This window comes from Enterobacter sp. DC4, from assembly GCF_000568095.1.
In the GTDB taxonomy this organism is placed as follows: Bacteria; Pseudomonadota; Gammaproteobacteria; order Enterobacterales; family Enterobacteriaceae; genus Enterobacter; species Enterobacter pseudoroggenkampii.
Window position 1 is genome coordinate 1106273 of sequence record NZ_AZUB01000001.1, and the last position, 24263, is coordinate 1130535.

General features: G+C 54.6%; 26 protein-coding genes. 9 read left to right on the top strand and 17 right to left on the bottom strand.

All coding sequences use genetic code 11. From position 1 onward, the window contains the following. Nucleotides 1-87 precede the first annotated feature (87 nt). A complete protein-coding gene (locus tag P349_RS18825; protein WP_032647096.1) occupies nucleotides 88-1551 on the top strand; it encodes an EAL domain-containing protein in 1464 nt (487 codons plus the stop codon). Between the two features lie 29 nt (nucleotides 1552-1580). Here the strand turns inward: P349_RS18825 and P349_RS18820 are convergent, their stop codons facing one another. The 6 genes from P349_RS18820 to P349_RS18795 all read right to left on the bottom strand — a co-directional run bounded on the left by P349_RS18820 (nucleotide 1581) and on the right by P349_RS18795 (nucleotide 5040). After that, a complete protein-coding gene (locus P349_RS18820; RefSeq protein ID WP_024908392.1) occupies nucleotides 1581-1853 on the bottom strand; it encodes a DUF883 family protein in 273 nt (90 codons plus the stop codon). Between the two features lie 143 nt (nucleotides 1854-1996). Continuing rightward, nucleotides 1997-2212 (bottom strand): helix-turn-helix domain-containing protein, encoded by a 216-nt coding sequence (locus P349_RS18815; protein WP_024908393.1) that lies wholly within the window; start codon nucleotides 2210-2212, stop codon nucleotides 1997-1999. Nucleotides 2213-2214: 2 nt separating this feature from the next. After that, nucleotides 2215-2748, bottom strand: coding sequence for a DUF2975 domain-containing protein (locus P349_RS18810; protein WP_152540061.1), 534 nt, complete (start codon nucleotides 2746-2748; stop codon nucleotides 2215-2217). A 25-nt stretch (nucleotides 2749-2773) separates the two neighbouring features. After that, complete coding sequence (locus P349_RS18805) at nucleotides 2774-3121, bottom strand: hypothetical protein (protein ID WP_032647100.1); 348 nt, start codon at nucleotides 3119-3121, stop codon at nucleotides 2774-2776. Beyond that, nucleotides 3108-4223, bottom strand: coding sequence for a serine hydrolase domain-containing protein (locus P349_RS18800; RefSeq protein ID WP_032647102.1), 1116 nt, complete (start codon nucleotides 4221-4223; stop codon nucleotides 3108-3110). The genes P349_RS18805 and P349_RS18800 overlap by 14 nt, the downstream gene beginning before the upstream one ends. Before the next feature lie 10 nt (nucleotides 4224-4233). After that, entirely contained in the window at nucleotides 4234-5040 is an 807-nt protein-coding gene (locus P349_RS18795; RefSeq protein WP_032647104.1) for a MipA/OmpV family protein, read from the bottom strand. A gap of 214 nt (nucleotides 5041-5254) precedes the next feature. Between P349_RS18795 and P349_RS18790 the strand changes: the two genes are divergently transcribed. Beyond that, entirely contained in the window at nucleotides 5255-6148 is an 894-nt protein-coding gene (locus P349_RS18790; RefSeq protein ID WP_032647106.1) for a LysR family transcriptional regulator, read from the top strand. A gap of 5 nt (nucleotides 6149-6153) precedes the next feature. Here P349_RS18790 and P349_RS18785 read toward each other — a convergent pair whose 3' ends face one another. The 4 genes from P349_RS18785 to P349_RS25195 form a co-directional block, all read right to left on the bottom strand. Beyond that, entirely contained in the window at nucleotides 6154-6744 is a 591-nt protein-coding gene (locus P349_RS18785) for a LysE family translocator (RefSeq protein WP_032647107.1), read from the bottom strand. Nucleotides 6745-7052: 308 nt separating this feature from the next. Further along, nucleotides 7053-7919 carry an AraC family transcriptional regulator gene (locus P349_RS18780; RefSeq protein WP_032647109.1) on the bottom strand — a complete coding sequence of 289 codons (867 nt, stop codon included), beginning with the start codon at nucleotides 7917-7919 and terminating at the stop codon, nucleotides 7053-7055. A gap of 63 nt (nucleotides 7920-7982) precedes the next feature. Next, nucleotides 7983-8486: a YbjP/YqhG family protein gene (locus tag P349_RS18775; RefSeq protein WP_032647112.1), complete on the bottom strand. Its 504-nt coding sequence runs from the start codon at nucleotides 8484-8486 to the stop codon at nucleotides 7983-7985. Further along, nucleotides 8486-8854, bottom strand: a complete 369-nt coding sequence (locus P349_RS25195) for an NlpC/P60 family protein (RefSeq protein WP_071995274.1) — start codon at nucleotides 8852-8854, stop codon at nucleotides 8486-8488. The genes P349_RS18775 and P349_RS25195 overlap by 1 nt, the downstream gene beginning before the upstream one ends. 230 nt (nucleotides 8855-9084) lie before the next feature. Between P349_RS25195 and P349_RS18770 the strand changes: the two genes are divergently transcribed. The 3 genes from P349_RS18770 to P349_RS18760 all read left to right on the top strand — a co-directional run bounded on the left by P349_RS18770 (nucleotide 9085) and on the right by P349_RS18760 (nucleotide 12363). Continuing rightward, nucleotides 9085-9360 (top strand): metal/formaldehyde-sensitive transcriptional repressor, encoded by a 276-nt coding sequence (locus P349_RS18770; protein ID WP_032647114.1) that lies wholly within the window; start codon nucleotides 9085-9087, stop codon nucleotides 9358-9360. Between the two features lie 32 nt (nucleotides 9361-9392). Further along, the gene (locus P349_RS18765) at nucleotides 9393-10511 is read left to right on the top strand and encodes an S-(hydroxymethyl)glutathione dehydrogenase/class III alcohol dehydrogenase (protein WP_021242543.1); all 1119 of its coding nucleotides are present in this window, start codon (nucleotides 9393-9395) and stop codon (nucleotides 10509-10511) included. Nucleotides 10512-10671: 160 nt separating this feature from the next. Beyond that, a complete protein-coding gene (locus P349_RS18760) occupies nucleotides 10672-12363 on the top strand; it encodes a methyl-accepting chemotaxis protein (RefSeq protein ID WP_032647115.1) in 1692 nt (563 codons plus the stop codon). A gap of 91 nt (nucleotides 12364-12454) precedes the next feature. Here the strand turns inward: P349_RS18760 and P349_RS18755 are convergent, their stop codons facing one another. The 4 genes from P349_RS18755 to P349_RS18740 form a co-directional block, all read right to left on the bottom strand. After that, nucleotides 12455-14836: a glucose/quinate/shikimate family membrane-bound PQQ-dependent dehydrogenase gene (locus P349_RS18755; protein ID WP_032647118.1), complete on the bottom strand. Its 2382-nt coding sequence runs from the start codon at nucleotides 14834-14836 to the stop codon at nucleotides 12455-12457. 258 nt (nucleotides 14837-15094) lie between these two features. After that, on the bottom strand, nucleotides 15095-16018 hold the full coding sequence (locus P349_RS18750; protein ID WP_024908406.1) for a LysR substrate-binding domain-containing protein: 924 nt from the start codon (nucleotides 16016-16018) through the stop codon (nucleotides 15095-15097). A 181-nt stretch (nucleotides 16019-16199) separates the two neighbouring features. Continuing rightward, nucleotides 16200-17084, bottom strand: a complete 885-nt coding sequence (locus P349_RS18745) for an SDR family oxidoreductase (RefSeq protein WP_032647120.1) — start codon at nucleotides 17082-17084, stop codon at nucleotides 16200-16202. Between the two features lie 64 nt (nucleotides 17085-17148). Beyond that, nucleotides 17149-17538: a YdeI family stress tolerance OB fold protein gene (locus P349_RS18740; protein ID WP_032647122.1), complete on the bottom strand. Its 390-nt coding sequence runs from the start codon at nucleotides 17536-17538 to the stop codon at nucleotides 17149-17151. Between the two features lie 138 nt (nucleotides 17539-17676). On the opposite strand from P349_RS18740, the gene P349_RS18735 reads away from it, so the two are divergent. From P349_RS18735 to P349_RS18720, 4 genes are read left to right on the top strand one after another with little or no spacing between them, the layout of a single operon-like run. Continuing rightward, nucleotides 17677-18180, top strand: a complete 504-nt coding sequence (locus P349_RS18735) for a hypothetical protein (protein WP_032647825.1) — start codon at nucleotides 17677-17679, stop codon at nucleotides 18178-18180. A 9-nt stretch (nucleotides 18181-18189) separates the two neighbouring features. Beyond that, a complete protein-coding gene (locus tag P349_RS18730; RefSeq protein WP_023335661.1) occupies nucleotides 18190-18636 on the top strand; it encodes a DUF421 domain-containing protein in 447 nt (148 codons plus the stop codon). An 11-nt stretch (nucleotides 18637-18647) separates the two neighbouring features. Continuing rightward, nucleotides 18648-19166, top strand: a complete 519-nt coding sequence (locus P349_RS18725) for a 2-oxo-tetronate isomerase (RefSeq protein ID WP_032647124.1) — start codon at nucleotides 18648-18650, stop codon at nucleotides 19164-19166. Nucleotides 19167-19183: 17 nt separating this feature from the next. After that, nucleotides 19184-20170: an SDR family oxidoreductase gene (locus tag P349_RS18720; RefSeq protein WP_032647126.1), complete on the top strand. Its 987-nt coding sequence runs from the start codon at nucleotides 19184-19186 to the stop codon at nucleotides 20168-20170. Here P349_RS18720 and P349_RS18715 read toward each other — a convergent pair whose 3' ends face one another. Genes P349_RS18715 through P349_RS18705 form a run of 3 tightly spaced genes read right to left on the bottom strand, consistent with a single transcriptional unit; the run spans nucleotide 20171 to nucleotide 24218 of the window. Then, entirely contained in the window at nucleotides 20171-21796 is a 1626-nt protein-coding gene (locus P349_RS18715; RefSeq protein ID WP_032647128.1) for an alpha-amylase family protein, read from the bottom strand. An 8-nt stretch (nucleotides 21797-21804) separates the two neighbouring features. Continuing rightward, complete coding sequence (cydB, locus tag P349_RS18710; RefSeq protein WP_032647131.1) at nucleotides 21805-22815, bottom strand: cytochrome d ubiquinol oxidase subunit II; 1011 nt, start codon at nucleotides 22813-22815, stop codon at nucleotides 21805-21807. Further along, complete coding sequence (locus tag P349_RS18705) at nucleotides 22815-24218, bottom strand: cytochrome ubiquinol oxidase subunit I (protein WP_032647133.1); 1404 nt, start codon at nucleotides 24216-24218, stop codon at nucleotides 22815-22817. Before P349_RS18705 ends, cydB begins: the two co-directional genes overlap by 1 nt. Nucleotides 24219-24263: the final 45 nt, after the last annotated feature.

Below are 24263 nucleotides of genomic sequence, written 5' to 3' on the forward strand. Positions count from 1 at the left end.
CAGGATAAAATTACTGTTCTCAACGTGTGCAATAAATTTAATTTATTCACAAATGGAAACGGCGCTTTTGGTGCCCAGGAGCTGGTTATGATCCACAAAGTTTCTCTCAGAAATGGGGCGTGCGATGAACAAAAATTTGTCGTTTCAGCCTGCGCGTTCACATTCCAGGGATATCGTGAGATCCTTAGCAGGTACGGAGTACAGGCCACGCATATTCACTTTGAGGGGGATGAGGTCTCCCAACAGGAATTGCAAAATATCCTTATAAATCAGAATGCTCATATTGTGGCTTTTCTCGGCAAAGGTATTGTCGATCTTCTGGAGAGCCTGAAGCGACTGGCATCCGTGCTCAATGCACTCCCCGTTATTCGACGCGTCACCCTGTATGGTGACATACCGGATGGCTGGTTGTATCGCACTCTTAGCAGTCTTTTAAATAACCGCTATCAATTGTCATTAATTCGTATAGCCCATGTTTCAGATGTAATAACCTGTTTTCACACCCACCATAACGGGTTTAAGGACCGCTCACGTTTATTACGCGAACGCAGTACGGATATTTCTCCGCATGAAAATATCAAATGGCTTACAAAAAGAGAGATTGATGTATTGTTAAATTTCTATCGCGGCATGTCCGTAAAAGAAATGTGCGATATAATGGGGCTCTCTAATAAAACGGTTTACACCCACCGCAAGGAAGGTGTGCTGAAATTAAGGTTAATTAAGCAATGGCTACACGATCCGCACAATTTAAAAGCGGAGGGAAGTATTAAGCGGCGAAGTCAAAAAACGGAATTTACGGATAAGGAAGCAGAAGTCTTCAATGCGTTGCATAACAAAGAGATATTTCCTGCCTATCAGATCATTACCGATCGTGATAAAAAAGGTGTAGGGTTTGAGATACTCATTCGCTGGAATAAGAATGGTAAGATTGTCAAACCAACCAGTTTTCTTACGGATATTTCCAGTTATGAAATATGGCTAAAAATAACGGCGCTAGTCATCCATGCCGCCGTATCAGGAATTAATAAGTATAACGGGAAATACTATTTTTCAGTGAATATCCCGCCTCGTCTGGCTTCCGGCAATGCCTTGCCAGATATGGCGAGAAAAGCCATCGGCATGCTGCTCAAACCGCAGTGGGCCGAAAAACTGGTCTTTGAATTTGCAGAAGATATTGACGTGACGAAGGACAAAAGGATCCCTGAAACCATGCGGCATTTACGCAATACGGGGTGTCGATTGTTTCTGGATGACTGTTTCTCTAACCACCAAACCATGTTCCCGGTGCGCCAGGTGCATTTTGACGGACTCAAACTGGATCGGGACATCGTCGAGCATTTTGTGGCAAACGACAATGACTATAACTTGATTAAAGCGATACAGATTTATAGCGACATGACCGGGGCAGACTGCATTGCAGAGGGGGTTGATAGTGAAGAGAAATTCGAGAAATTAGTCGCGCTGGGCGTCAAAAACTTTCAGGGGTATTATTTATCGCGTGCTGTGAAAGAGGAAGAGTTAGACCGCATGGTCAGGTTGTTCAGTTAACAAAAAATAAAGCCCCGAAGGGCCTTTTATTATTTTCGACCCAGCAACAGGCCGAGAACAATACCGACGGCACCCGCTGCGACGAGGCCGGTGAGGGGGTTATTTCTGACCGCTTCAGTAACATCGGAAACAGCATCGCTGGCCTGCGCGGCATATTTTTTTGCCGCACCTTTTACCTGATGCTTTGGTGAATCAACGAACTCACCAAACTGCTGCTGCGCCGAACCTGCAAGTTCATCAAGTTTATTTTTTGCTTTGTCTTCAGCAAACTGGGTGTTTTTATCAGTACCGATATCAGACATTTTTGCCTCCTTTTGTTGATAATTAAAGGATAGCCGTTCTTTGCGGATGTGAGAGACGAAAGGTTAATTTCAGCACCTGACAGGGTGGTTTTCGGATATATCTCTGTGCGGGGGACTCGCACAGAGAGCGGGGGGTTGGCGAGTCATTCCGGGCTGTCCGGCTCCCAGGAGAGGATATCACCCGGTTGACACTGCAGTGCCTCGCATATTTTCGCCAGCGTATCAAAACGTATCCCTTTCACCTTGCCGGACTTGAGCAGCGACAGGTTTTGCTCAGTGATCCCCACAAAGGCTGCCAGTGCTCTGGACGTCATTTTCTTCTCTACCAGCATTTTGTCCAGGTGAACCACGACAGCCATAATTAGATGAACTCCTTATTTTCTTCTTCCGCTTTGATCCCTTCGACCAGGGAGTGAAAGGTTACCAGCAGCAAACCGCCTGTTAATAACAGAACAAAATCCCCAAGCAAAAGGGTGACCTGGTAGTAATGTCCCGGCCACGCGATCGTCAGCGGGATCAAAAAGCGACAGACCGGCAGTGCGATCCCAAGGCTTAACATCGCGATGGCAATCTTGCGAACGCTGTTTGCCAGAGCCCGGGAGAGGATCTGTTTTTGACGAACCTGCCGCGTGACGCTCATTCCCTGCCAGACAGCAAAGGCAAACAGCCCCACCGGAAGATAAAGGATCGCCAGCAGGAGTATCTGGCGCAGCGACGAAACCGTTGCAACAGCCAGATCGTCTTTCTGAACCTCGGCAAGCTTTAGCAGAGTGGAAATAAAAAACGACTCGCCGGTGAAATAAATCCATAAAGGGGTGATTAATGCCAGGATGAGAAATAGCGGCAGCACCCCTGCGATGAACACCAGACTGAGTTTACCCCTCGCACCATTCACATCGAACCTTCCTGAGTGTTTCATATTATTTTAAGACCAGCATGCACAAGCATGACATAAGCATTAGCGCGATGGCAATCTTACCGCCGTTCAGCCAGTTAGCGGCGCGTTTCATCCAGGGTTTTGGCCACACATGATAGACGCAAAAGGCGAGATAAGACGCCTGAATCACCCAGGTGAGCATTCTGAACAGGTAGCCTGAACTGCTCAGATGGGTGATGGTCTGCATCATTTCCATGCAATAAAGAATGAGCCCAACGCTCAGCATTGTGTTCATTAGCCGAAGTTTATACTGCGCGGCCCACGTTCCGCACCCAAACAGCAGGGCCGAAACAACGGTCAGTATCGCCCAGAGAATATCAATCCAGTTCATGATGCGCCTCTGCTGTATGAGATGGCGGGGTTAATAGCAGCCGTATGGCCGGGACAACCACCGGCCACGCGGTGTCGGAGAGGATCACCACGGCGCTTTTACGCTGTCGGTCGAAGGCGATAGCGGAAGCGAACCCCGACGATTCACCATCATGCCAGGTGATATCGCGCCCCTGAATGCGTGTGGTGAACCAGCCATAGCCCACGCGTGAATCGGGATCGTCAGTTGCAAACTGCGGCGTCATTGCGTCGCGCCATGCGAGCTGTCCTGCCAGCAGCGACTGAGCGTAATGGGCCATGTCGACAATGGTTGAACGCACGCCTCCGGCGGGGATAAATGCGTGCATTATCCACGGCGCTTCGCTCAGGCCGGAAGCGGACCGACCCCGGCTGAACGTGGAAGAGGTGGGCGTTGTATCACTGGCGACGACAGAACCTGTCATGTGCGCCTGAGCGAATACGCGCGTTTGCAGGAGGCCAGCAAAAGATTGATGCGATGCACGCGCCAGCGCCAGTCCCAGCAGCGCATAGCCGGTGTTGGAATAGTCAAATCCGGCCGGGCGTTCGACGCTGGCTTTATTCACCATGTCTATTAATGTCTCCTCATCGAAGTCCCAGAAATTGTCTCGCAGGATGATGGACTTAATAACGTGAACTTTCTCGGGTAACGACGTCGCCAGCGGCGGCAGGCCGGAGCGATGTGAAGCCAGCTGCGCCAGGGTAATATCGCTCGCCGGGCCTGCGATCTCCGGAATAAGTTCACCGACGCGGGTTTGCGGAGTCGCCTCGCCGCGTCGCTGCGCCTCAATCAGCAGGCTGCTGGTCATGGTTTTGGTCAGGCTGGCGATTTCATACTGTTTTGTAAAATTGCTGTCCCACAGGGCGTACTGCACGCCTTTTGGCGTGATAAGTGCGACGGCAACGCTGCCACGCGCCCCGCTGAGGAGTGGCGTCAGGAACGAGACGGTGGTTGCATCACCCGTCTGGCGCGGGGACGGCGTGCTGACGCCCGGCTGCAGGTAGATGCCTGCGGCAATCAGCGACACAAAAACCACCCCTGCGGCTAACACTCGCCTGCGGCTGTATACATACTGTTTATTCATGGTCTGCGCCTCAGAACTCGTACTGGATCATTGATGACAGGGTGTACTGCATGCGGCTGTTAACCAGCGGGCTTTTACCCGCTTCATCAAGCAGGCAGGCTGCGCGACCGGTCATCCCAGCCGCCAGATTTTCACTGATGTGCCAGACCAGTTCGCTATCGACTCCAGCTTCCTGTAAACCCGAAGATGGGGAATACGCCTCAAACCCGGTGCGCTGAGACTGGTTCGCGGTGACGCCATAATGGCGCTGCTGATAGCCGCTGTTCGCCCAGGTGATGTCACCTGCGACCGAAAATTCGACGTCCTGCCCGCGCCAGAGGGTGGACTTTACGCCGCTGTTCACGGTCCTCGCCAGCTGCTGCGTCTCGCCACCGTACCGGTGTTTTTGCGTTGCACTTAACGCGCGCAGCCATATCGTCCAGTCCTCGCGTTGATAACGCATTTCCGCGCCCGCCATCAGCATGTCGGCCATATCACCCATTCCCTGGAGATCACGGTTTTTTCGAGCGGAGAAGGGATAGTTAACCGTCTCTTTTCGCCCCTCATCAGAGGCCAGCAGCAGGCTCACGGCAAACGGGGTGTCGGGGTGATATGTCCATGCCAGCCCCTCCGTGGAGAGATCCCATTGCCCCCAGTCTTTACTCTTCAGACTCAGGCCGCCCTTCAGTAGCGGTCCGGGTGCGTAATGCCGCGATCCCGAATAAACGGGACTGACCGCGACGCCCAGACCCGCGTAACCGGACAGCTCCGCACCGTGTAAGGGGGCGCAAAGCGCGATCCCCGCGAGCAAAACGCCATACAGCAGACTTCTTTTCATTCGATGCCTCTCCAGGCAAAAAGTAAGTTGAAGTGCGTGCAGGCTAGCCTGGAGTTTATCGTTTAACAATAAACATTTATTGTTTTACACTAAAATTGGTAGGGCGATAAAGCTCTCACTACAAAAAGAGATGCGGCCGTGGAGGAAAGTACGATATCGTAACTCTATGATTGAATGAGGAGTTCGCAGGAACGCCGTCGCAACAGGACGATAAATGATTGATGACATCCGTTATCTGATAGTGTTTGCAAAGATTGCTGAAGCTGGATCCATTTCAGGTGGGGCAGAAGCGTTAGGGCTTACAACCGCAACGGCAAGCACGCATTTATCAAAGCTGGAAAAAAATCTTGGCTGCGCGCTGCTCTACAGAAACACCCGCAAACTTTCTCTGACTCACGATGGCGCAAATTTGCTGGAAACGGCTAAATCGATGCTGGCGCTGTATGAGCAGGGGGTCATTGAATTCAAGCAGCGTTCGATATCAACGGCGAATAAGCTTACTGTTTCACTTCCTGCCGTTTTTTTAAAGAGTGCGTTTACCCGGCATCTGGCCGATTTTATAATGCGACATCCGGGCATTTTACTGAATATCTCTTACAGTGATACGCGCAGAGATATTATTGCTGACGGTATTGATGTTGCATTTAGAATCGGCGAACTTCCGGACAGTTCACTGAAAGCACGCCATCTTTTTGTGCTGCCGCGCCAGGTCGTTGCTTCCCGTGAATTGCTCAGCCATTACCCGACGATTACGCATCCTGATGACCTGGCGCAACTGCCATGGATTGGACTCAATATGCGGCAGAATAGCCGGGAATTTCGCCATAAAAATGGGGAAGTGGCTGTCGTAACGTATACGCCTGCCGTGTATGTAGATAATGTCGAAGCCGCTTATGCGCTTGCCAGGCAACAAATTGGTCTCGCAGCACCTCCCCGTTATTTAAGCGAAGAGGACGTTAAGCGTGGAGACATGCAGGAAATACTCCCTGACTGGTCATTAGAACCGCTGAAAGTCTATGCCGTATGGCCTTCTAATATGTCGACCAGCAGTATTGCCTACAAATTGATTAACGATATTTATAACGCGATTGAGTTTCACTCGTTATAAAGGGTTTAAAATGCTAAAGCGAGCATGTAACACGCCGTAATAAGCAACAGTCCGCCCATCAACACGTTAAACGTACGGATCTGCTGTGTGCTCCTGAGCAGCACCGACACCTTTGCTCCCATTAATGCCCATGCGGATAGCGACAGGTAACAGACTAAAAAATAGACCGTTACAAAGACGAATGCTGTCGCAGGGTTTGAGGGTTCGGAAAACATCGCTGCCCCTGAGGCGCATGCGGTCCATGCCTTAGGGTTGATCCATTGCATGACAAAACCCTGTGCAAAACCAGGAGAATCTGTTTTTGTTAATGATATATCGGGACGGGATGAGGCTATCTTATAGCCCAGATACATTATAAATAAAGAACCGACAATATTAAGATACCGGAAAAACAAAGGGTGTTTTTCGATTGCAGCGTAAAAACCGAAACAAATAAAGATAAGTAATAACGTAAACCCTATTGTTGCACCGGAGACAAATGAGAAGGTCTTTCTAAAACCGTGAGCGGCCCCAGACGATATAATTACCATATTAACGGGGCCAGGAGAAAATGAAAGCGTCAGTGAAAATATAAACATTGTGAAAATGAACAGCATTTTATCTCCGCGTGTTGGCTTATCTGCATTAGAGGTGCTGCGACGATTAAGTCGCGACTTTATTCGTCATGTTTCTGAATACTACCTGGGAACATACGTCAGAGTAAGTGGCATTTATCTAAAGGTGTGTTTGATTTTTTGCACAGATCGCGCAGTTGCGGGGTAGCGCCTGCCGTAAGCAATCGGCAGGCGCGGGTGGCCCATAAGTAACGGATCCTAATATAATTTATGTAATGCGTGCGGTTCCTGAGTCAGGTATATAACAGCGCTTGTGATAAAACGGAAATAAGGTGGTAAACAAGGGATCGTCAATTTAACGGCAGGTAGATATCCGTTTGCAGCGCATGTTCTGGCACCTCGTGAATAAAGTTGAGGTAGTGGAAAAATACCGGGGCATCGCGCAGCGTTTCGCCGCTGGCCGGCAGCCAGTCGCGAAACATCGCCCACACCGTGGCGGAAATGGTATCCAGAGAACCCGTGTGACGCCCCACGGCGTAACGTCCGCCGTCGATTTCACCATTGGAAACCCCAAATTCATTCTCTGGTATCGCTTGAGCGATACTGCCGCAGATATCGAAACGAAAGGCGTCTGCTGGCGTGGTTGACGGGTCGTCCCAGGCAATGCCAAACGTGTTGCTTTCGTGCACTGGCGATAAGCCCGTGGTTTTACGCCAGGCGATAAATTTCGCCGCGCTGTCATTAACCCGATCCGGGCTGCCACGGTGCTGCAGCATTGCCACTCGGGTCTGTGGGAAATCGACAATCTTAACTTCCATCGTTTTTTGCTCCTGAAAGGTCATTTTCGGTACGCGCTGGTGCCAGTTCAGCCAGTCCGGCTGTTGCCGAAACTGACGCGGGCTTTTTCCAAACGCATTTCTGAAGGCGCGACTGAACGATTCAGGGCTCTGGAACCCGGCATCGAGCGCAATATCAATCACCTTATCCTGAGGATTAAACGCCAGCCGCCAGGAAGCATGACGCAGGCGTAGCCACTGGATATAGCGATACAGAGGCTGACCGCTAAATGCCAGAAACTGCCGGTGAAAATGATAAGGCGAACAGCAGGCTAACGCGCTGAGCTTCTCCAGCGTGAGCGGTTCATCGAGATGGCGGGCGATATAGTCGCACACCATCGTGAAGCGCTCGCGGTAAGCCGTTTTGATTGCATCGTTCATTGCATCCTCCTGATGACCCACTTTGCCTCACCGAACGGCCAGAATCCTGACCGATCTTGCTAATTATGGAGAAGTTATACTGGCCGCATACCGTTGTGCGGCAGCAATCGCCCTGTCGTCAAAAATATACTGTTCGAAATGATGGCTTGCATCGGTGACGCGATAAATTTTCCATTTACCGTCTTCTATGCGCAGATACACTTTTAGCTGCAGTTTCCGCTCATTACCTACACCCAACTGAACATTAACAACTTTCCCGGACGCAGAGTTAATCGCATTGCTTACGCTTAGGTCAGGGATCCACTCAGCCGCATAGTCCTGCGTATAGGTAAAATAGTCGGAACCGATAATTTCTTGTTCATAGAGAGAGGAAATTTTCTGCAGTCGGGAGAGTGTGTCTTGCGCAATATAGTCACGCATTTTTGGTGAATCGAGATTATCTTCTTTGCTGTCTGTAACGAAAGCAGTGAGGTAAAACTTGTAAAAGTCATGAGTACGTTTTTCCGGCGCATCCATTTGTGTTGAACATCCCGTAAGAAACAGGCACATCAAGAGAACGTAACGCATCAGCTTTTCCTGTAAATTTTGTAAGCGGGGCGTGCGGAGCGATATCCCGGGCCACCCCACATATCTCTTTGTCTGAAGTCAGAGTACCAGGTAGTGCCGTCATAAATTGCCATGTGACCCGCAGGATTACCGCCATCATAGGGCTGAATAACAACCACATCGCCTTCCTGTAATGTTTCACCTTGCCCTAAAACTCGAAAACCTGCTCGTTCAAGGTTACTGCCATAGTCCTTTGCGTTAGGTGCATTGCCAATATCCACGCCACCTGCACGTATTGCCTTACGCGTAAATTCTCCACAGCGTCTTTGCGATGAAGTTCCCGCATTCTGGCGTGCGTGCAGGGCTGCTACGTGTTTGTTCCATGCCATGTGTTAACTCCTGTTGTATATGAATTCGTCACTAAACAACGGAAGCTACAATCCGGTTAGGCAAATAATGTCATTAAAAAATTATATATTTCAGTGCGTTATACCTTTTTGATGTTTTATTTTCCTGGTTGATGATATGCAGTAGATACGCTGCTGTTGCAACGAAAACAGAAGGTTTACATCGACAGGAAAGTTAAATACCATACCCCCCTATAGTATCAGGAGGGCGTATGCCGCATTCACCCGAAGATAAAAAACGTATTCTTACCCGCGTCCGTCGCATTCGGGGCCAGGTTGATGCCCTTGAACGCGCGCTGGAGTTGGGTGACCCCTGTCTGGCCATCCTGCAGCAAATCGCTGCCGTGCGCGGGGCTGCCAATGGCCTGATGGGCGAAATGGTTGAAATTCACCTCAAAGACGAGCTGGTAACGGGGGAAACCACGCCGGATCAGCGAGCCGTACGCATGGCGGAAGTCGGCCATTTGCTGCGCTCTTATCTAAAATAAACCCACACACCTGACAATAAAGGGAAGACATGATGAAATCTCGCGCTGCAGTTGCATTTGGTCCCGGCCAGCCGCTGAAAATCGTTGAAATCGACGTGGCACCGCCGAAGAAAGGCGAAGTGCTGATCAAAATCACCCATACCGGCGTGTGCCATACCGATGCGTTTACGCTGTCGGGGGACGATCCTGAAGGTGTCTTCCCGGCGGTACTCGGCCATGAAGGCGGCGGGATTGTGGTGGAAGTGGGTGAGGGCGTGACCAGCCTGAAACCGGGGGACCACGTGATCCCGCTGTACACGGCGGAATGCGGCGAGTGTAAGTTCTGTAAATCCGGTAAAACCAACCTCTGCCAGGCGGTGCGCGCCACACAGGGGAAAGGGCTGATGCCGGACGGCACTACCCGTTTCTCTTATAACGGCGAGCCTGTTTATCACTACATGGGCACCAGCACCTTCAGCGAATACACCGTTTGCGCGGAGATCTCGCTGGCGAAGGTAAACCCGCAGGCGCCGCTGGATAAAGTCTGCCTGCTGGGCTGCGGCGTGACCACCGGTATTGGTGCGGTGCATAACACGGCAAAAGTCAAAGAGGGCGATACCGTGGCGGTGTTCGGTCTCGGCGGCATTGGTCTGGCGGTGATTCAGGGCGCGGTGCAGGCGAAGGCCGGTCGTATCATCGCGGTCGACACCAACCCGGAGAAATTCAGACTGGCGGGTGAAATGGGCGCGACCGATTTCGTGAACCCGAAAGATCACGAGAAGCCGATTCAGGACGTCATCGTTGAGATGACCGACGGCGGCGTGGACTTCAGCTTCGAATGTATTGGCAACGTCAACGTGATGCGTTCCGCGCTGGAGTGCTGCCACAAAGGCTGGGGCGAGAGCATCATCATTGGCGTGGCCGGAGCGGGTCAGGAGATTAAAACCCGTCCATTCCAGCTGGTCACCGGGCGCGTATGGCGCGGTTCCGCGTTTGGCGGCGTGAAGGGGCGTACCCAGCTTCCGGGTATGGTTGAAGATGCCATGGTCGGCAAGATTCAGCTCGATCCGTTCATTACCCATCGCTTACCGCTGGAGCAGATCAACGAGGCGTTCGATCTGATGCACGAAGGAAAATCCATCCGTACCGTTATCCATTTCGGCGACAAGTAACTCTTCTGCCAGCGGTTTTTCGCCGCTGGCGTTTCTTTAATAATCTTCTCTAAAGTGTGACCAGTGCGGCGTTTTTAGCCGTAATCTAAATCCCAACCGTGCCGATGACTATCTGACAGGCGTGTTTTTACGCATCTTCCCTACAAGAGAGTCGACGGTCATGGACAACACTACTTCGATGCTGGCGCAGCGTAAGCTGAGCTTCTTGCATCACATCAGGCTGGTTCCGCTGTTTTCCTCCATTCTCGGTGGCATTATTCTTCTGTTTGCCTTGAGCTCGGGTCTTGCGGGGTATTTCCTGCTGCAGGCCGATCGCGATCAGCAGGATGTCACAGCTGAAATTCAGGTGCGTATGGGGCTGTCGAACAGCTCAAACCATCTGCGAACCGCGCGTATCAACCTGATCCACGCCGGTGCGGCAAGCCGTATCGCGGAGATGGACGCCATGAAGCAGAACATCAGCGAGGCGGAAACGCGCATTAAGCAGTCCCAGGAGAGCTTTACCGCCTATATGAATCGTGCCGTGCGCACCGCAGAGGGTGAAGCGCTGGAAGCGGATCTCAAGGCGCGGTACGACGCCTATATCGCGGGCATGCAGCCGATGGTGAAATTTGCCAAAAACGGCATGTTCGAAGCGATCATCAACCACGAAAACGAAACGGCGCGCCCGTTGGATGACGCTTACAACGCCGTTCTGCTGAAGGCGATTAAGATCCGTACCGACCGTGCGAATGCGCTGACGGCGCAGGCGCACAGCCGCACGCAACTGGGCCTGATGTTTATGGTAGGCGCGTTTGTGCTGGCGCTGGTGCTGACGGCGATGACCTTTGTCGTGCTGCGCCGCACGGTAATCAATCCGCTGCAGCGTGCAGCGAAACGTATCGAGAATATCGCCAAAGGCGACCTGACGATGCCGGACGATGTGGTCGGGCGCAGCGAAATTGGCCGCCTGGCGCGCGATCTGCAAACCATGCAGCACTCGCTTGAAAATACCGTGGGCACTGTACGTCAGGGGGCGGAGGAGATCTACCGCGGCACCAGCGAGATTTCAGCCGGTAACACCGATCTCTCTTCGCGCACTGAGCAGCAGGCTGCGGCTATTGAGCAGACCGCCGCGAGCATGGAACAGCTGACCGCGACGGTGAAGCAGAACGCCGATAACGCCCATCACGCCAGCAAGCTGGCGGAAGATGCCTCCGGTAAAGCCAGCCGCGGCGGCCAGATGGTCTCCGGCGTGGTCAAAACCATGGGCAATATCTCCAGCAGCTCGAAGAAGATCTCTGAGATTACCGCCGTGATTAACAGCATTGCGTTCCAGACCAATATTCTGGCGCTTAACGCGGCGGTAGAAGCGGCCCGTGCGGGTGAACAGGGGCGCGGATTTGCCGTGGTGGCAAGTGAAGTGCGCACCCTGGCAAGCCGCAGTGCGAACGCCGCAAAAGAGATCGAAAGCCTGATCAACGAATCGGTATCGCTGATCGACCAGGGCTCCGGCGAGGTTGTTGCTGCCGGTAACACCATGAATGAAATCGTCGAAGCGGTGAAACGCGTGACCGACATCATGCTGGAAATCGCCGCGGCGTCTGATGAACAGAGTCGCGGTATTGTCCAGGTGAGCCAGGCGATTTCCGAGATGGATAAAGTGACCCAGCAGAACGCCTCGCTGGTGGAAGAAGCCTCCGCCGCGGCGGCGTCTCTGGAAGAACAGGGCGCGCGTCTGACTGAGGCGGTCGGTGCGTTTCGGTTGAATAACGCAAAGCAGGGCCGCGTGGTGACGGCTGCGCCGGTGGCGAAGAACGCACTGCTGCGCCCGACGGCGGTAGTTTCCGGGGATAACTGGGAGACGTTCTGAGTGGCGTGTTGTGTCGGGTGGCGGCTTCGCCTTACCCGACCTACAAAATCTGACCTACAAAAAAGGGACCTTTCGGTCCCTTTTTCACATCTTATTGCTTATCGGGTAACGCGTACGCGATAACGTAATCACCGCGATCCGGCGACTGGCGGGCGCCACCGGCGTTAATGATGATGTACTGCTTACCGGTTTTCGGCGACACGTAGGTCATCGGGCCGGACTGGCTGCCAACCGGCAGACGGTCTTTCCAGATCTCTTTCCCGGTGGCGGTATCAAACGCGCGCAGGTAGAAATCCTGGGTACCGGCAAAGAACAGCAGGCCGGACTGGGTAGAGAGCGACGCGCCCAGGGTCGGCATACCGATTGGGATTGGCATGTGCATGCGAATGCCCAGCGGGCCGGTATCTTCCACCGTGCCGACAGGGACCTGCCACACCAGCTTGCCGGTTTTCAGGTCAACGGCTGACATGGTGCCAAACGGCGGCTTCTGACACGGAATGCCCAGCGGTGACAGGAAGCGTTCACGCATCGCGCCGAACGGCGTGCCGTCCATTGGGACAATCCCCATCTCGATGCCGCTGGCGTTTTTCGCCACATTCGCGCGCGGCACCATATAGTTTGCCAGGCCCAGGCGCATATCGTTGACGAACATCAGGCTGTTGTTCGGGTCAACGGAAACGCTGCCCCAGTTCATCCCGCCGAGTGAGCCAGGGAACTGCAGGGAACGGTCGAGACCCGGCGGGGTGAAGACGCCCTGATGACGCATCTCTTTAAACTGAATGCGGCACAGCAGCAGGTCAACAGGCGTCGCGCCCCACATGTCGGATTCGGTCAGCGTCTGGTTGCCAATCATCGGCATGCCAACGGAGTACGGCTGGGTTGGGGAGTAGCGTTCACCCTCAACGTTACCCGCCGGAACGGGGCGTTCTTCCACCTTCGCCACCGGCTTGCCGGTTTCGCGGTTAAGCATGAAGATCATGCCCTGCTTGCTGGTCTGCACCAGCACAGGCGTGGTGCCGCCTTTACCGTCTGGCAGATCGTACAGCAGTGGCTGGGAAGGCAGGTCGAAGTCCCAGAGATCGTGGTGGGTGGTCTGGAAATGCCAGCGGACCTGGCCGGTGGCCGCGTCGACGGCGACGATGGAGGAGCTGTACTTATCGTCCAGCGCGGTACGCTCGCCCGCCCAGAAATCCGGGGTGGCGTTGCCGGTTGGCAAATAAATCAGATTGAGTTTTGCATCATAAGACATCGCAGACCAGACGTTCGGCGTGCCGCGGGTGTAGGTCTGGCCTTCCGGCGGCAGGCCGGTCAGGTTCGGATTACCCGGATCCCACGCCCAGGCCAGCTTACCGGTATGAACGTCGTAGGCGCGCACCACGCCCGGCGGTTCGCCGGTAGAGTAGTTATCCGCGACTCGACCGCCGACGACAACAACGTTCCCGGCAACCAGCGGCGTGGAGGTCTGCTGATAATACCCGGGCTTGATCTCGCCCATGCCGACGCTCAGATCCACGGTGCCATGGTCGCCAAAGTCTTCGCAGACCTTGCCGTTATCCGCGTTGATGGCAATCAGACGGGCATCGGTGGTGGGCAGGAACAGGCGGCGAGGGCATGCCGCTGGTGATGTCCCAATCTGTGACGATGTCACGTTTGCATGATCTTCAAAGTAGCCCAGACCGCGGCAGCGCTGCCAGTTCGGTGCGGTGGCTTTGGAATCATAACGCCATTTTTCTTTACCGGAATCCACGTCCAGCGCCAGCACTTTGCTGTATGGGGTACAGACATACAGCGTGTCGCCAATCTGCAGAGGCGTGTTCTGATCTTCCGCGCCCGAGCCGTTGCTCTGCGGAATATCGCCGGTGTGCGCAACCCACGCGACCTTCAGCGAGCTGACGTTTTGCTTGTTAATCTGGTCCAGCGCGGCGAAACGGTCGCCGTGGGTTGTGTTGCCCCAGTGCTCCCAGTTCTTTTGCTGCTCGCCGGGTGTGACGGGTTTCACCGGCACGGGTTCGTTCGCTGCCACGAGGGTTTGCGGCTTAAACATCCAGCCCAGGCTGATCAGCATGGCCACCGCGAGCACGGCCGCGACGCCAAAAGCGGGCGCCATGTTCGCGGCGCTGCGGTTCGCAGCACGCAGGAAAGGCCAGACGATGGCGCAGAGGAAGGCCAGAACGGCAAAGGTAAACAGGCGAGAGAACAGCGGCCAGAAATCCCAGCCCGCATCGCTTACCGCCCAGAACAGCGAGGCAATAAATGCGATGCTGTAAAGCACGATCCCGCTGGTGCGGTTGAGGAAAATCAGGATCGCGGCAATCACCATCACCACGCCCATGATCAGGAAGTATCCACTTCCGCCTACGGTGGCGAGCTTAAAGCCCAACCCGCCGACTGCCAGACCGATGAGCATCATCAGTCCGGCAAGAAGCCACTGCAGAATACGAGGTATCCCGCGCGGCGCGCTGCCAAATGCCATGTCTTTCTCCTTTCGATCCCCCCGCAGCGTCGGGTATGTACCAGTTGGGTAATAATTACGGGAGGAATAATGATTAATACGAGTGAATTCGGTTTTATAAAATGATTTGCGAACCATTTGGTGAATTCACCGTTATGATAAAACTGTTAAATTGTTTTACGCAATTGTTAATGAATTATTCCGCATTAATTGATTAACGCACGGGCTAGTCCCCTCTCCCCTAAGGGGAGAGGGTTAGGGTGAGGGGTGAAAAAGGTGTTATACCGGCATTGATTTACGGATAGCGCTCAGCAGCGTCTGTGCGCCCGTGGAAAGGGGGGTATCCACCCGGGTCAAAATGCCGATGGGTTCCCCGGCACCTGGGGAGGTAATCGGCAGGGCGATCAGCGTTCCCTGGCGTAAATCATCTTTTACCGCGCCGGAGGGAACGAACCAGACGTAGTCATAATCCAGGGTGAGCTGGCGTGAAAGCGAGGCCGACAGCGTTTCGATACACCCTGAAGGGAGCGTACATCCCTGCATCTGCAGCAAGGATTCGGCGGTCTGGCGGGGGACGGTCCCTTTCGGGCACACCACTACCGGCCACTCCATAACGCGGCTTAGCGTCACCGTGTCCTGCAGCAGGGGATGATTGGGACGAACCACCAGCTTCAGGGACTCCAGGAATAACAGTTCGTAATTGAGACCGCCCATCAGTTCAGGGTCGGACATGCGACCGATACCGATATCCAGCTCGCCCGATTTCAGCCCCGCGAGCAGCATGGTGTTATTCATTGTAGCTACCTGAATTGTGGTATGCCGCTGCTGCTTGTGGAACTGGCCGATAACCGGCGGAAGAATACCCAGCGCTGCGGTAGGCAAGGCGCCCACGCGCACCACCTCACTGGATTGCGCTTCTTTTCGATGCAGGGACTGGCCCGCGGTATTGAGCGCATCCAGCACTTTTACGGCGTGCGTAAGGAACTGTTCGCCCACGATGGTAAGCTGTGCGCCCAGCCGCCCGCGGTCAAAAAGACGGGCACCGGTCAGCTGTTCCAGCTCGTTGAGGGTTTTCGAGAGCGCAGGCTGGCTCAGGTTAAGAGTTTCAGCCGCACGCCCCAGCGTTCCCTGTTGAGCGACGGCCACAAATGTATGCAAATGGCGCAAGCGTATGCGCTGACTGAACAGACCATTTTTTTCCATAGGCGATGTTAAAAACAGAGCGATGCGGGTGACAAGTTAAGTTGTTTAATTTTGATAACCTGATAGCAAAATATTTTTAACATTTGATCTGTTTGAGTTACAACATGTTTTTCGGCAGGGGAATAAGAGCGAACGTCCTTGTTCATTTATCGCTCATTACTGAGGGGAAAGGGTTAAGCGGTTAGATCACCCCGTCACCGCCGTCAGAACACCACACCTGGCCGGACGTAAATGAACATTCATCCGAGGCCAGCGTGACGTACAGCGGGGCAATCTCGACGGGCTGACCCGGACGCCCCAGCGGTGTATCTCCGCCAAACTCCTTCACTTTTTCCATCGGCTGCCCGCCGCTGGACTGCAGTACCGTCCAGTAAGGCCCAGGGGCAACCGCGTTGACGCGAATGCCTTTTGGACCCAGCTGTTTGGCTAAGGATTTGGTAAATACCGCCAGACAGGCTTTTGTCTGGGCGTAGTCCAGCAAAACGGGGCTGGGCTTCACCGCCTGAACGGAGGAGGTATTAATGATAACGGAGGAGGCTTTCAGGTGGCGCAGGGCCGCTTTGGTGATCCAGAAAGGGGCATAGACGTTGGTTTTAAACGTCGCGTCAAAATCCTCGGTGGTCAGGTCTTCAAGCGATTCACGGAACTGCTGACGCCCCGCGTTATTGACCAGAATGTCCAGCCCGCCCAGTTTCGACACGGCTTCTTCGACCAGATTCTGACAGAAGGTTTCGTCCCGGACATCCCCCGGCAGCGCGACGGCCTTGCGACCTTCCGCTTCGATCAGGTCGATGACCTCAGAGGCATCTTTTTCTTCTTCAGGCAGATAGTTGATGGCAACGTCAGCACCTTCACGGGCATAGGCGATAGCAACCGCGCGACCAATACCGGAGTCTCCGCCGGTAATCAGCGCTTTTTTGCCGGCAAGGCGGCCATGTCCTTTATAGCTGGTTTCCCCGTGGTCGGGTACAGGCTGCATTTCGGATGCCAGTCCCGGCGGCGTTTGCGGCTGTTCCGGGAACGGGGGCTGCGGGTAAGCGTTCGTACGTTGTTTTGTATCACTCATAGCTGACTCCTTAAGCCAAGGGGTGAGATTTGATGGATAACTGCAGCGTTAACGCTTCGCTGAATTATTTCTGCAAACGATCAACACGGACGACGGCAGGAGATGATTTTTTATCAAGCGAACCGTTGATACTGATCATCTGGTCGGGTTTTACCGTTCTGCCGTCGAAAACTGCCTGGGGAATAATAACGTCGATTTTTCCGGTTTTATCCTGAAATACAAACTTATCGCCGCTACCATCAATAAGATTACCGCGTAATGAAATTGTCGCACCGTCGTGCATTTGTTTTGCCTGAACGATGGTCATAATACGCGCATCGTCGGTTCCGCGATATCCGCTATCAAGCGCGTGCGGTGGCGGCGGGGCTTCACCTTTTTGTAACCCGCCGTTATTATCAGCCCATGCGGTTGGAACCAGAAATATCAATAAAGCGGAAATAAGTGATAATTTCATCCGATATCCTTCATTTTGGGTGTCTTGACTTATTAAGTATTGTTGCTATTCCTTTATGTGGCAAATGTGATAAGTCCTAAAAACATTCGCGTGAAAAATCAAACTTATCGGATAATAAGCGAAACGGTGACGATGACCATGAAGCGTGAAAATGAAAAGTTACCCGGGATAGATGAGCGTTATCGTTTGCTGACGTTTGAATATGCGTTTCGTCAGGTCGGTTTTATTGTTCTGTTGGCTATTATCGTCGCGGCGATTGCCGGTCTGTTTTCCAGCGGAATGGTCAGCGACACGGTCAAAATGAATTCCGCTAAATCACTGACCATAAACTATGAACGCTTTGGACGGCGGGAGACAGAAACGCGAATGGAGCTGGCGTTCCCGGTGCAGACAGAGGGAAAGTATGTCCTCAGCATGACCAGCGAGAGCAGCGAGGTTTACGAGCCTGGCAGCGTCTGGCCGCAGCCTGACAGTATGTTCAGCCGAGGGAAGACCCTCTATTTTGTCTATAACAATCTGAAAAAGTCAGACAGCTTCTCTGTGTTACTCTTCACCACGCCTTCCAGAGCCGGTAAATGGAACACAGTCATCCGCGTCAACAGCGAGCCGGAGATTAACATCTGGCAATTCATTTACCCGTAGGAGGCTGATATGGATATGGTCTTTCGCGCGCTGGCGATTTATCTGTTCCTCATGGTGGTATTTAAAGTGGCCGGACGTCGCGCGCTGTTGCAGATGACCAGCTTTGATCTCATTCTGCTCCTGATAATTAGTGAGGCTACTCAGCAGGCGCTTCTCGGACAAGATTTCTCCGTCACCGGCGCGATGATTACCATTACCACGCTGGTGGTGGTAGATATTATATTTGGACTGATGAAGAAATATTTTTCCCCGGTTGAGAATATTCTGGATGGCACTCCCGTGATTCTGGTTGAGAACGGCGTGCCGTTAGCCGACAAACTGAAAAAAGTGGATGTCTCCTGCGATGATATTCTGGTGTCAGCCCGGCAAAATAATGGAATTACAGAAATAAGCGATATTAAATATGCCATACTTGAACGCAATGGACATATTTCGATCATTCCTTTCGAGAAATAAGAGGCGGAAAGATGAGCAATCTTTTTCACGACAACAATTATACCGTGGGTGAACTAACAAAAAAGCTGGCAAGCAAATTAACCGATCTCGGACTTCGCTTAACCACCGCGGAATCCTGCACGGGCGGCAAGCTCTCAGTGGCGCTTTGCGCTGAGGAAAACACCGCCGAATTTTATGATGTCGGCCTGGTCGTGTTCAGCGACGAAGCCAAAACACGGATCCTCGGCGTGCGCCCTGAAACGCTCGCGCGCTATACCGCCGTCAGTGAACAGACGGTTACCGAGATGGCTGCCAGTATTCGCGACATCGCCCAGGCGGATATCAGCATCGCCATCAGCGGCTACGCAGGCCCGGAAGGGGGCGACGACGGCACGGCGGCGGGGACGGTCTGTTTTGCGTGGAACATCCGCGGCGAGACGAAGACTCGCACCGTGCTTTTCTCCGGTGACTGTCAGGACGTGGTGGAAAAAGCGGTGCATTTCTCGCTGGCCGAGCTGCTGGCAGCATTGTCGGACGGGCATAACGGTTGATTTCACGAGGAGGTTCTATGGCGGTCGTTGTGATTACCGGTGGCACGGCGGGCGTGGGAAAAGCCACGGCGCTGCACTTTGCAAAGACAGGTTACGATGTTGGCCTCATCGCCCGCGATGAGGCAAGCCTGCACTCCACCCAGGAAGAGTTGCGCCGCTTCGGCGTGAATGCGCACGCCGTGCAGGCTGACGTCGCCGACAGTCAGGCGATGGTGAATGCGGCTAACGAAATTGAGTATCGCCTCGGCGCGATTGATGTCTGGGTCAACAATGCCATGGGGGCCGTGCTGGCACCGTTTCGCACCCTTACGCCGGACGAGTTTCGTCGCGTGACTGAGGTGACGTACCTCGGCTACGTGAACGGCACCCGCGCCGCTCTCGAACTGATGGTTCCGCGCGACAGGGGCGTGATTATCCAGGTGGGGTCCGCGCTGGCCTACCGTTCCATTCCATTGCAGTCAGCCTACTGTGGTGCCAAAGCGGCGATCCGCGGGTTTACCGATGCGGTGCGTACGGAACTGATGCATGAGAACAGCCGGGTTCAGCTTTCGATGGTGCAGATGCCGGGGCTCAATACCCCGCAGTTCGAATGGGCGAGGAATAAGTTCGCCTGGGCGATGCGGCCGGTGCCGCCGGTCTTTGAGCCTGAGGTGGCCGCCAGCGCTATCTTCAGGGTGGCGCAAAAACCGGTTCGCGAGCTGTGGGTAGGCAGCAGCACCATCCAGTCGATTGTCGGACAGTTTCTCTTCCCGGGTTTTCTGGACCGGCTGATGGTCAGGAAAGCCTGGGAAGGCCAGATGACCGACGAACTGAACGCGCCGGATCGCCGGGACTACCTCGACCAGCCGGTTAACGACCTGCACAAAATCCATGGCCGCTTTACCGACGAGGCGAAAACCCGCGCGCCGTCCGTCACCTCCGGCATGCCGGGTAAAGTGGCGCTGGGCGCCCTCGCGGTGGCAGGAATAGTGCTGACGCGTCTGATAACCCGCCGGAAACCGTAATCAGCGCAGCGCGCTATGGTGCGTCCAGAACCAGCGATAGCCGTAGCCGCCAAGGCTGAGCTCAACGGTTTTACCGCAAACCAACGCGTCATCGTAGCGCTTGTCCTCGAGACAGGCGGTCCAGGTGGCGTTGCGGATCCCTTTTGCCGTGAACTGCACCGACTGGTCGCTAAAGTTGACGAAGGTCAGGATGCTGCGCTCGTCGGTCTCGTAATAGATCCCCAGCACCGCGTCATCATCGATTGTGATAAGTCGAAAAGGCGCAACGGCAATTTCGGGGAACTCCGAGCGGGTATTGGCAATATCGATTATCCGGTGCAGGAGCGAGTTGTGGTGAAGGAGCGAATCGGCGACGTTGACTTTCTGATAGCGGTAAGGGCCATGGTCGATAATCGGGGCGATAAATTTTTCAGGGTCGGCCGCGGAGAAACCGCCCCCTTGTGACCCCGCCCACTGCATCGGGGTGCGAACGGCGTAGCGCTCCTCCAGCTCCAGGTCGTCACCCATACCTATCTCGTCGCCGTAGCGCATCACCGGGACACCCGGCAGGGAAAACAGCACCGCGTGACAGAACGCCAGCCGCTTCCGATCGCCATTAAGCATCGGCGCCAGGCGGCGGCGGATCCCGCGCTGATAGACGTTCATCTCCTCATCAGGGGCGAAGGTATCGAGGACAAACTGTTTGTCTTTCTGGCTGATACCTTCAAGATCCAGCTCGTCGTGATTGCGCAGCCAGTTGGCAAAACAGCAGGCATCAGGCGGTACGATCATCTTCTTCACAGCATTGCGCAGCGGGCGGGCGCTTTTGCGGGCCAGGCTGACGTAGAAATACTTGTTGAGCCAGAAATTCAGCACCAGATTCAGGCGGTCATTATTGCCAAAGTAGTCCTGATAGGCCTCTACCTCGACGTCCACCTCACCCAGCAGGATCGCGTCCGGATTCCGCTGTTCGATAAGACGGCGCATATGCTCGAGGATCCACAGGCCCTTTTTTTCATCACCGTTTCCCGCCTGCGTGGTCAGGTGGGAGGCGGCATCGAGGCGAAATCCCGACACGCCCAGCTTGAGCCAGAAGAGGATGATATTCTCAATCTCTTTCAGTACCGCGGGCGAGGTGAGGTTCAGATCCGGCTCGTGGCGATAAAACATGTGCCGGTAGTATTGTCCCGCCTCGTCGTCCCAGCTCCAGATGCTCTTCTCCACGCCGGGGAACATGGGGGGCGTATTGTCCTCGTCGTTATCCGACCAGAGGTAATAATCACGATAGGGTGACGCCGGGTTGCGGCGCGCCTGCTGGAACCAGGGATGTGCGTCCGACGTGTGCTGGATCAGCAGCTCGATAATCACCTGCATGCCCAGCTCGCGGGCCTGTTCGATAAAGGCAATGATATCGGCCAGCTTTCCGAAGCGGGGGTCCACCTGAAGATGGTCGCTGACGTCATAGCCTTCATCGAGAAAAGGGGTGAGGTAAAACGGGGTGATCCAGATGACCGTTGCCCCCATCCGGCGAATGTAGCGCAGCTTGGCCGCGATCCCGGCGATGTCCCCGCAGCCATCGCCGTTCAAATCATAAAATAGCGCGGTATCAATCTGATAAATAATGGCTCGTGTATGCCAGTCCGTCATAGCGTTCCTCAGTGATAGCCTTCAGTATCCGAAACTTTTCCCCGAAAGACGTAGTAGCTCCAGGCGGTGTACACCAGGATCACCGGAATAATCAGTAATGTTCCTACCAGCATAAACAGCTGGCTGGCTGGCGGGGCCGCGGCTTCCCACAGGGTGATGCGCGGCGGAATAATGTTCGGCCAGAGGCTGATGCCGAGCCCGCTAAACCCGAGGAAAATAAGCCCCAGCGTCAGCAGGAAAGGGCGAGAGTGGCTGTCCGGATTGCGGGTCAGGCGCCAGATCAGCACGCTGAAAAGCCCGACCAGCAGAGGAACCGGCAGGAACCAGAAGAAGTTAGGCAAGGTAAACCAGCGGTCGGCCACGTACTGCCAGCCGAGCGGCGTCCAGATGCTGACTACCGCGATAACCACCATCAGCGCCAGCAGCACGTGGCGGGTCAACTCGCGCATGCGTTGTTGCAGCGCGCCTTCGCTTTTCATAATGAGCCAGGTGGTGCCCAGCAGCGTGTAGGCGACGACCAGACCGATGCCGCAGAAGAGGTTGAAGGGGGTGAGCCAGTCCAGCGCAGAGCCGACAAAACGTCGGCCCTCCACGTCAAAGCCGTTGATCACGGCCCCCACCACCACGCCCTGGCTGAAGGTGGCAAGCAGGGAGCCGCCGGCAAAGGAGTAGTCCCAGAATTTGCGGTGCGACGGCGTGGCTTTGAAGCGGAACTCGAAGGCGACGCCGCGAAAGATGAGACCGATCAGCATCGCGGTGAGGGGGATCGTCAGCGCATCAATAATGACCGCATAGGCCAGCGGAAACGCGCCGAACAGCCCCGCGCCGCCGAGTACCAGCCAGGTCTCGTTGCCGTCCCAGACGGGCGCCACGCTGTTGACCATCACATCGCGCTCTTTCGCATCGCCCACAAAGTTAAACAGCAGACCGATGCCCAAATCAAAGCCATCCATGATGATGTACATCAGCGTGGCAAAGACGATGATGGCAAACCAGATAACAGAGATATCGACGCCCATCAGATTCTCTCCTCTTCCGGAACAGACTCAGCGGCAGACAGCGGACGGGCAGGCGTGCCCGAGGTGTTTGAGGTCAGCGTATCGACGGGCTGAGGTCCTTTCTTAATCAGCCGGATGAGGTAAACATAGCCCACGCCAAACACGGAAGAATAGACAACGAAGAACGCCAGCAGGCTGATGCTCATCTGCAAGGTGCTGTGCAGCGATACCGCGTCGATGGTGCGCAGATAACCATAGACCACCCACGGCTGTCGGCCCACTTCGGTGGTCACCCAGCCGGCGAGCAGCGCCAGCAGCCCGGCAGGCCCCATGCAAAGGGCAAACCAGTGGAACGGGCGCGACTGGTAAAGCCGATGACGATAGCGTAGCCAGACGCTAACCAGGCCGAGAGTTATCATCAGCAGCCCCATCCCGACCATCACGCGGAACGACCAGAAAACGATGGTTGAGTTTGGGCGATCCTCTTTCGGAAAGTCTTTCAGCGCGGGGACCTGCTTGTCCAGGCTGTGCGTCAGGATCAGGCTGCCGAGCGCGGGGATTTCCAGACCGTACTTGGTGCGCTCTTCCTCCATATCCGGCAGGCCAAACAGCAGCAGCGGGGTGGCCTCGCCGGGCGGATTTTCCCAGTGGCCCTCAATGGCGGCAATTTTTGCCGGCTGATGCTCAAGCGTGTTCAGGCCGTGCATATCGCCCACCACCGCCTGAATGGGCGCGACCAGCAGCGCCATCCACATCGCCATGGAAAACATGGTGCGGACGGCAGGCGTATCGTTACCGCGCAGCAGATGCCATGCCCCCGATGCCCCGACAAACAGCGCGCTGCTCAGAAACGCGGCGATAGCCATATGGATAAGGCGGTAAGGGAAGGAGGGGTTAAAGATGATGGCCAGCCAGTCCTGCGGGATAACCTGGCCATTCTCAATGGTGAAGCCCTGCGGCGTGTGCATCCAGCTGTTGGAGGCGAGGATCCAGAAGGTCGACATCAGCGTGCCGAGCGCTACCATGCAGGTTGAAAAGAAGTGCAGGCCGGGACCGACCTTATTCCAGCCGAACATCATGACGCCGAGGAAACCGGCCTCCAGGAAGAAGGCGGTTAAGACCTCATAGGTCAGGAGTGGGCCGGTAATACTGCCCGCGAACTGGGAGAACCCGCTCCAGTTGGTGCCAAACTGGTACGCCATGACCAGCCCGGAAACGACGCCCATGCCGAAGTTAACGGCAAATATCTTAAGCCAGAAATGGTATAGCGAACGCCAGACGTCGTTTTTGGTACGCAGCCACATGCCCTCCAGCACCACCAGATAGCTGGCGAGACCGATGGTGATCGCGGGAAACAGGATGTGGAACGAGACGGTAAAAGCGAACTGAATTCTGGCCAGATGAAATGCATCGAGTTCGAACATGGTCCGTACCTCTGAGACGATGGGGCACGCGAATTGCCGGGCAGT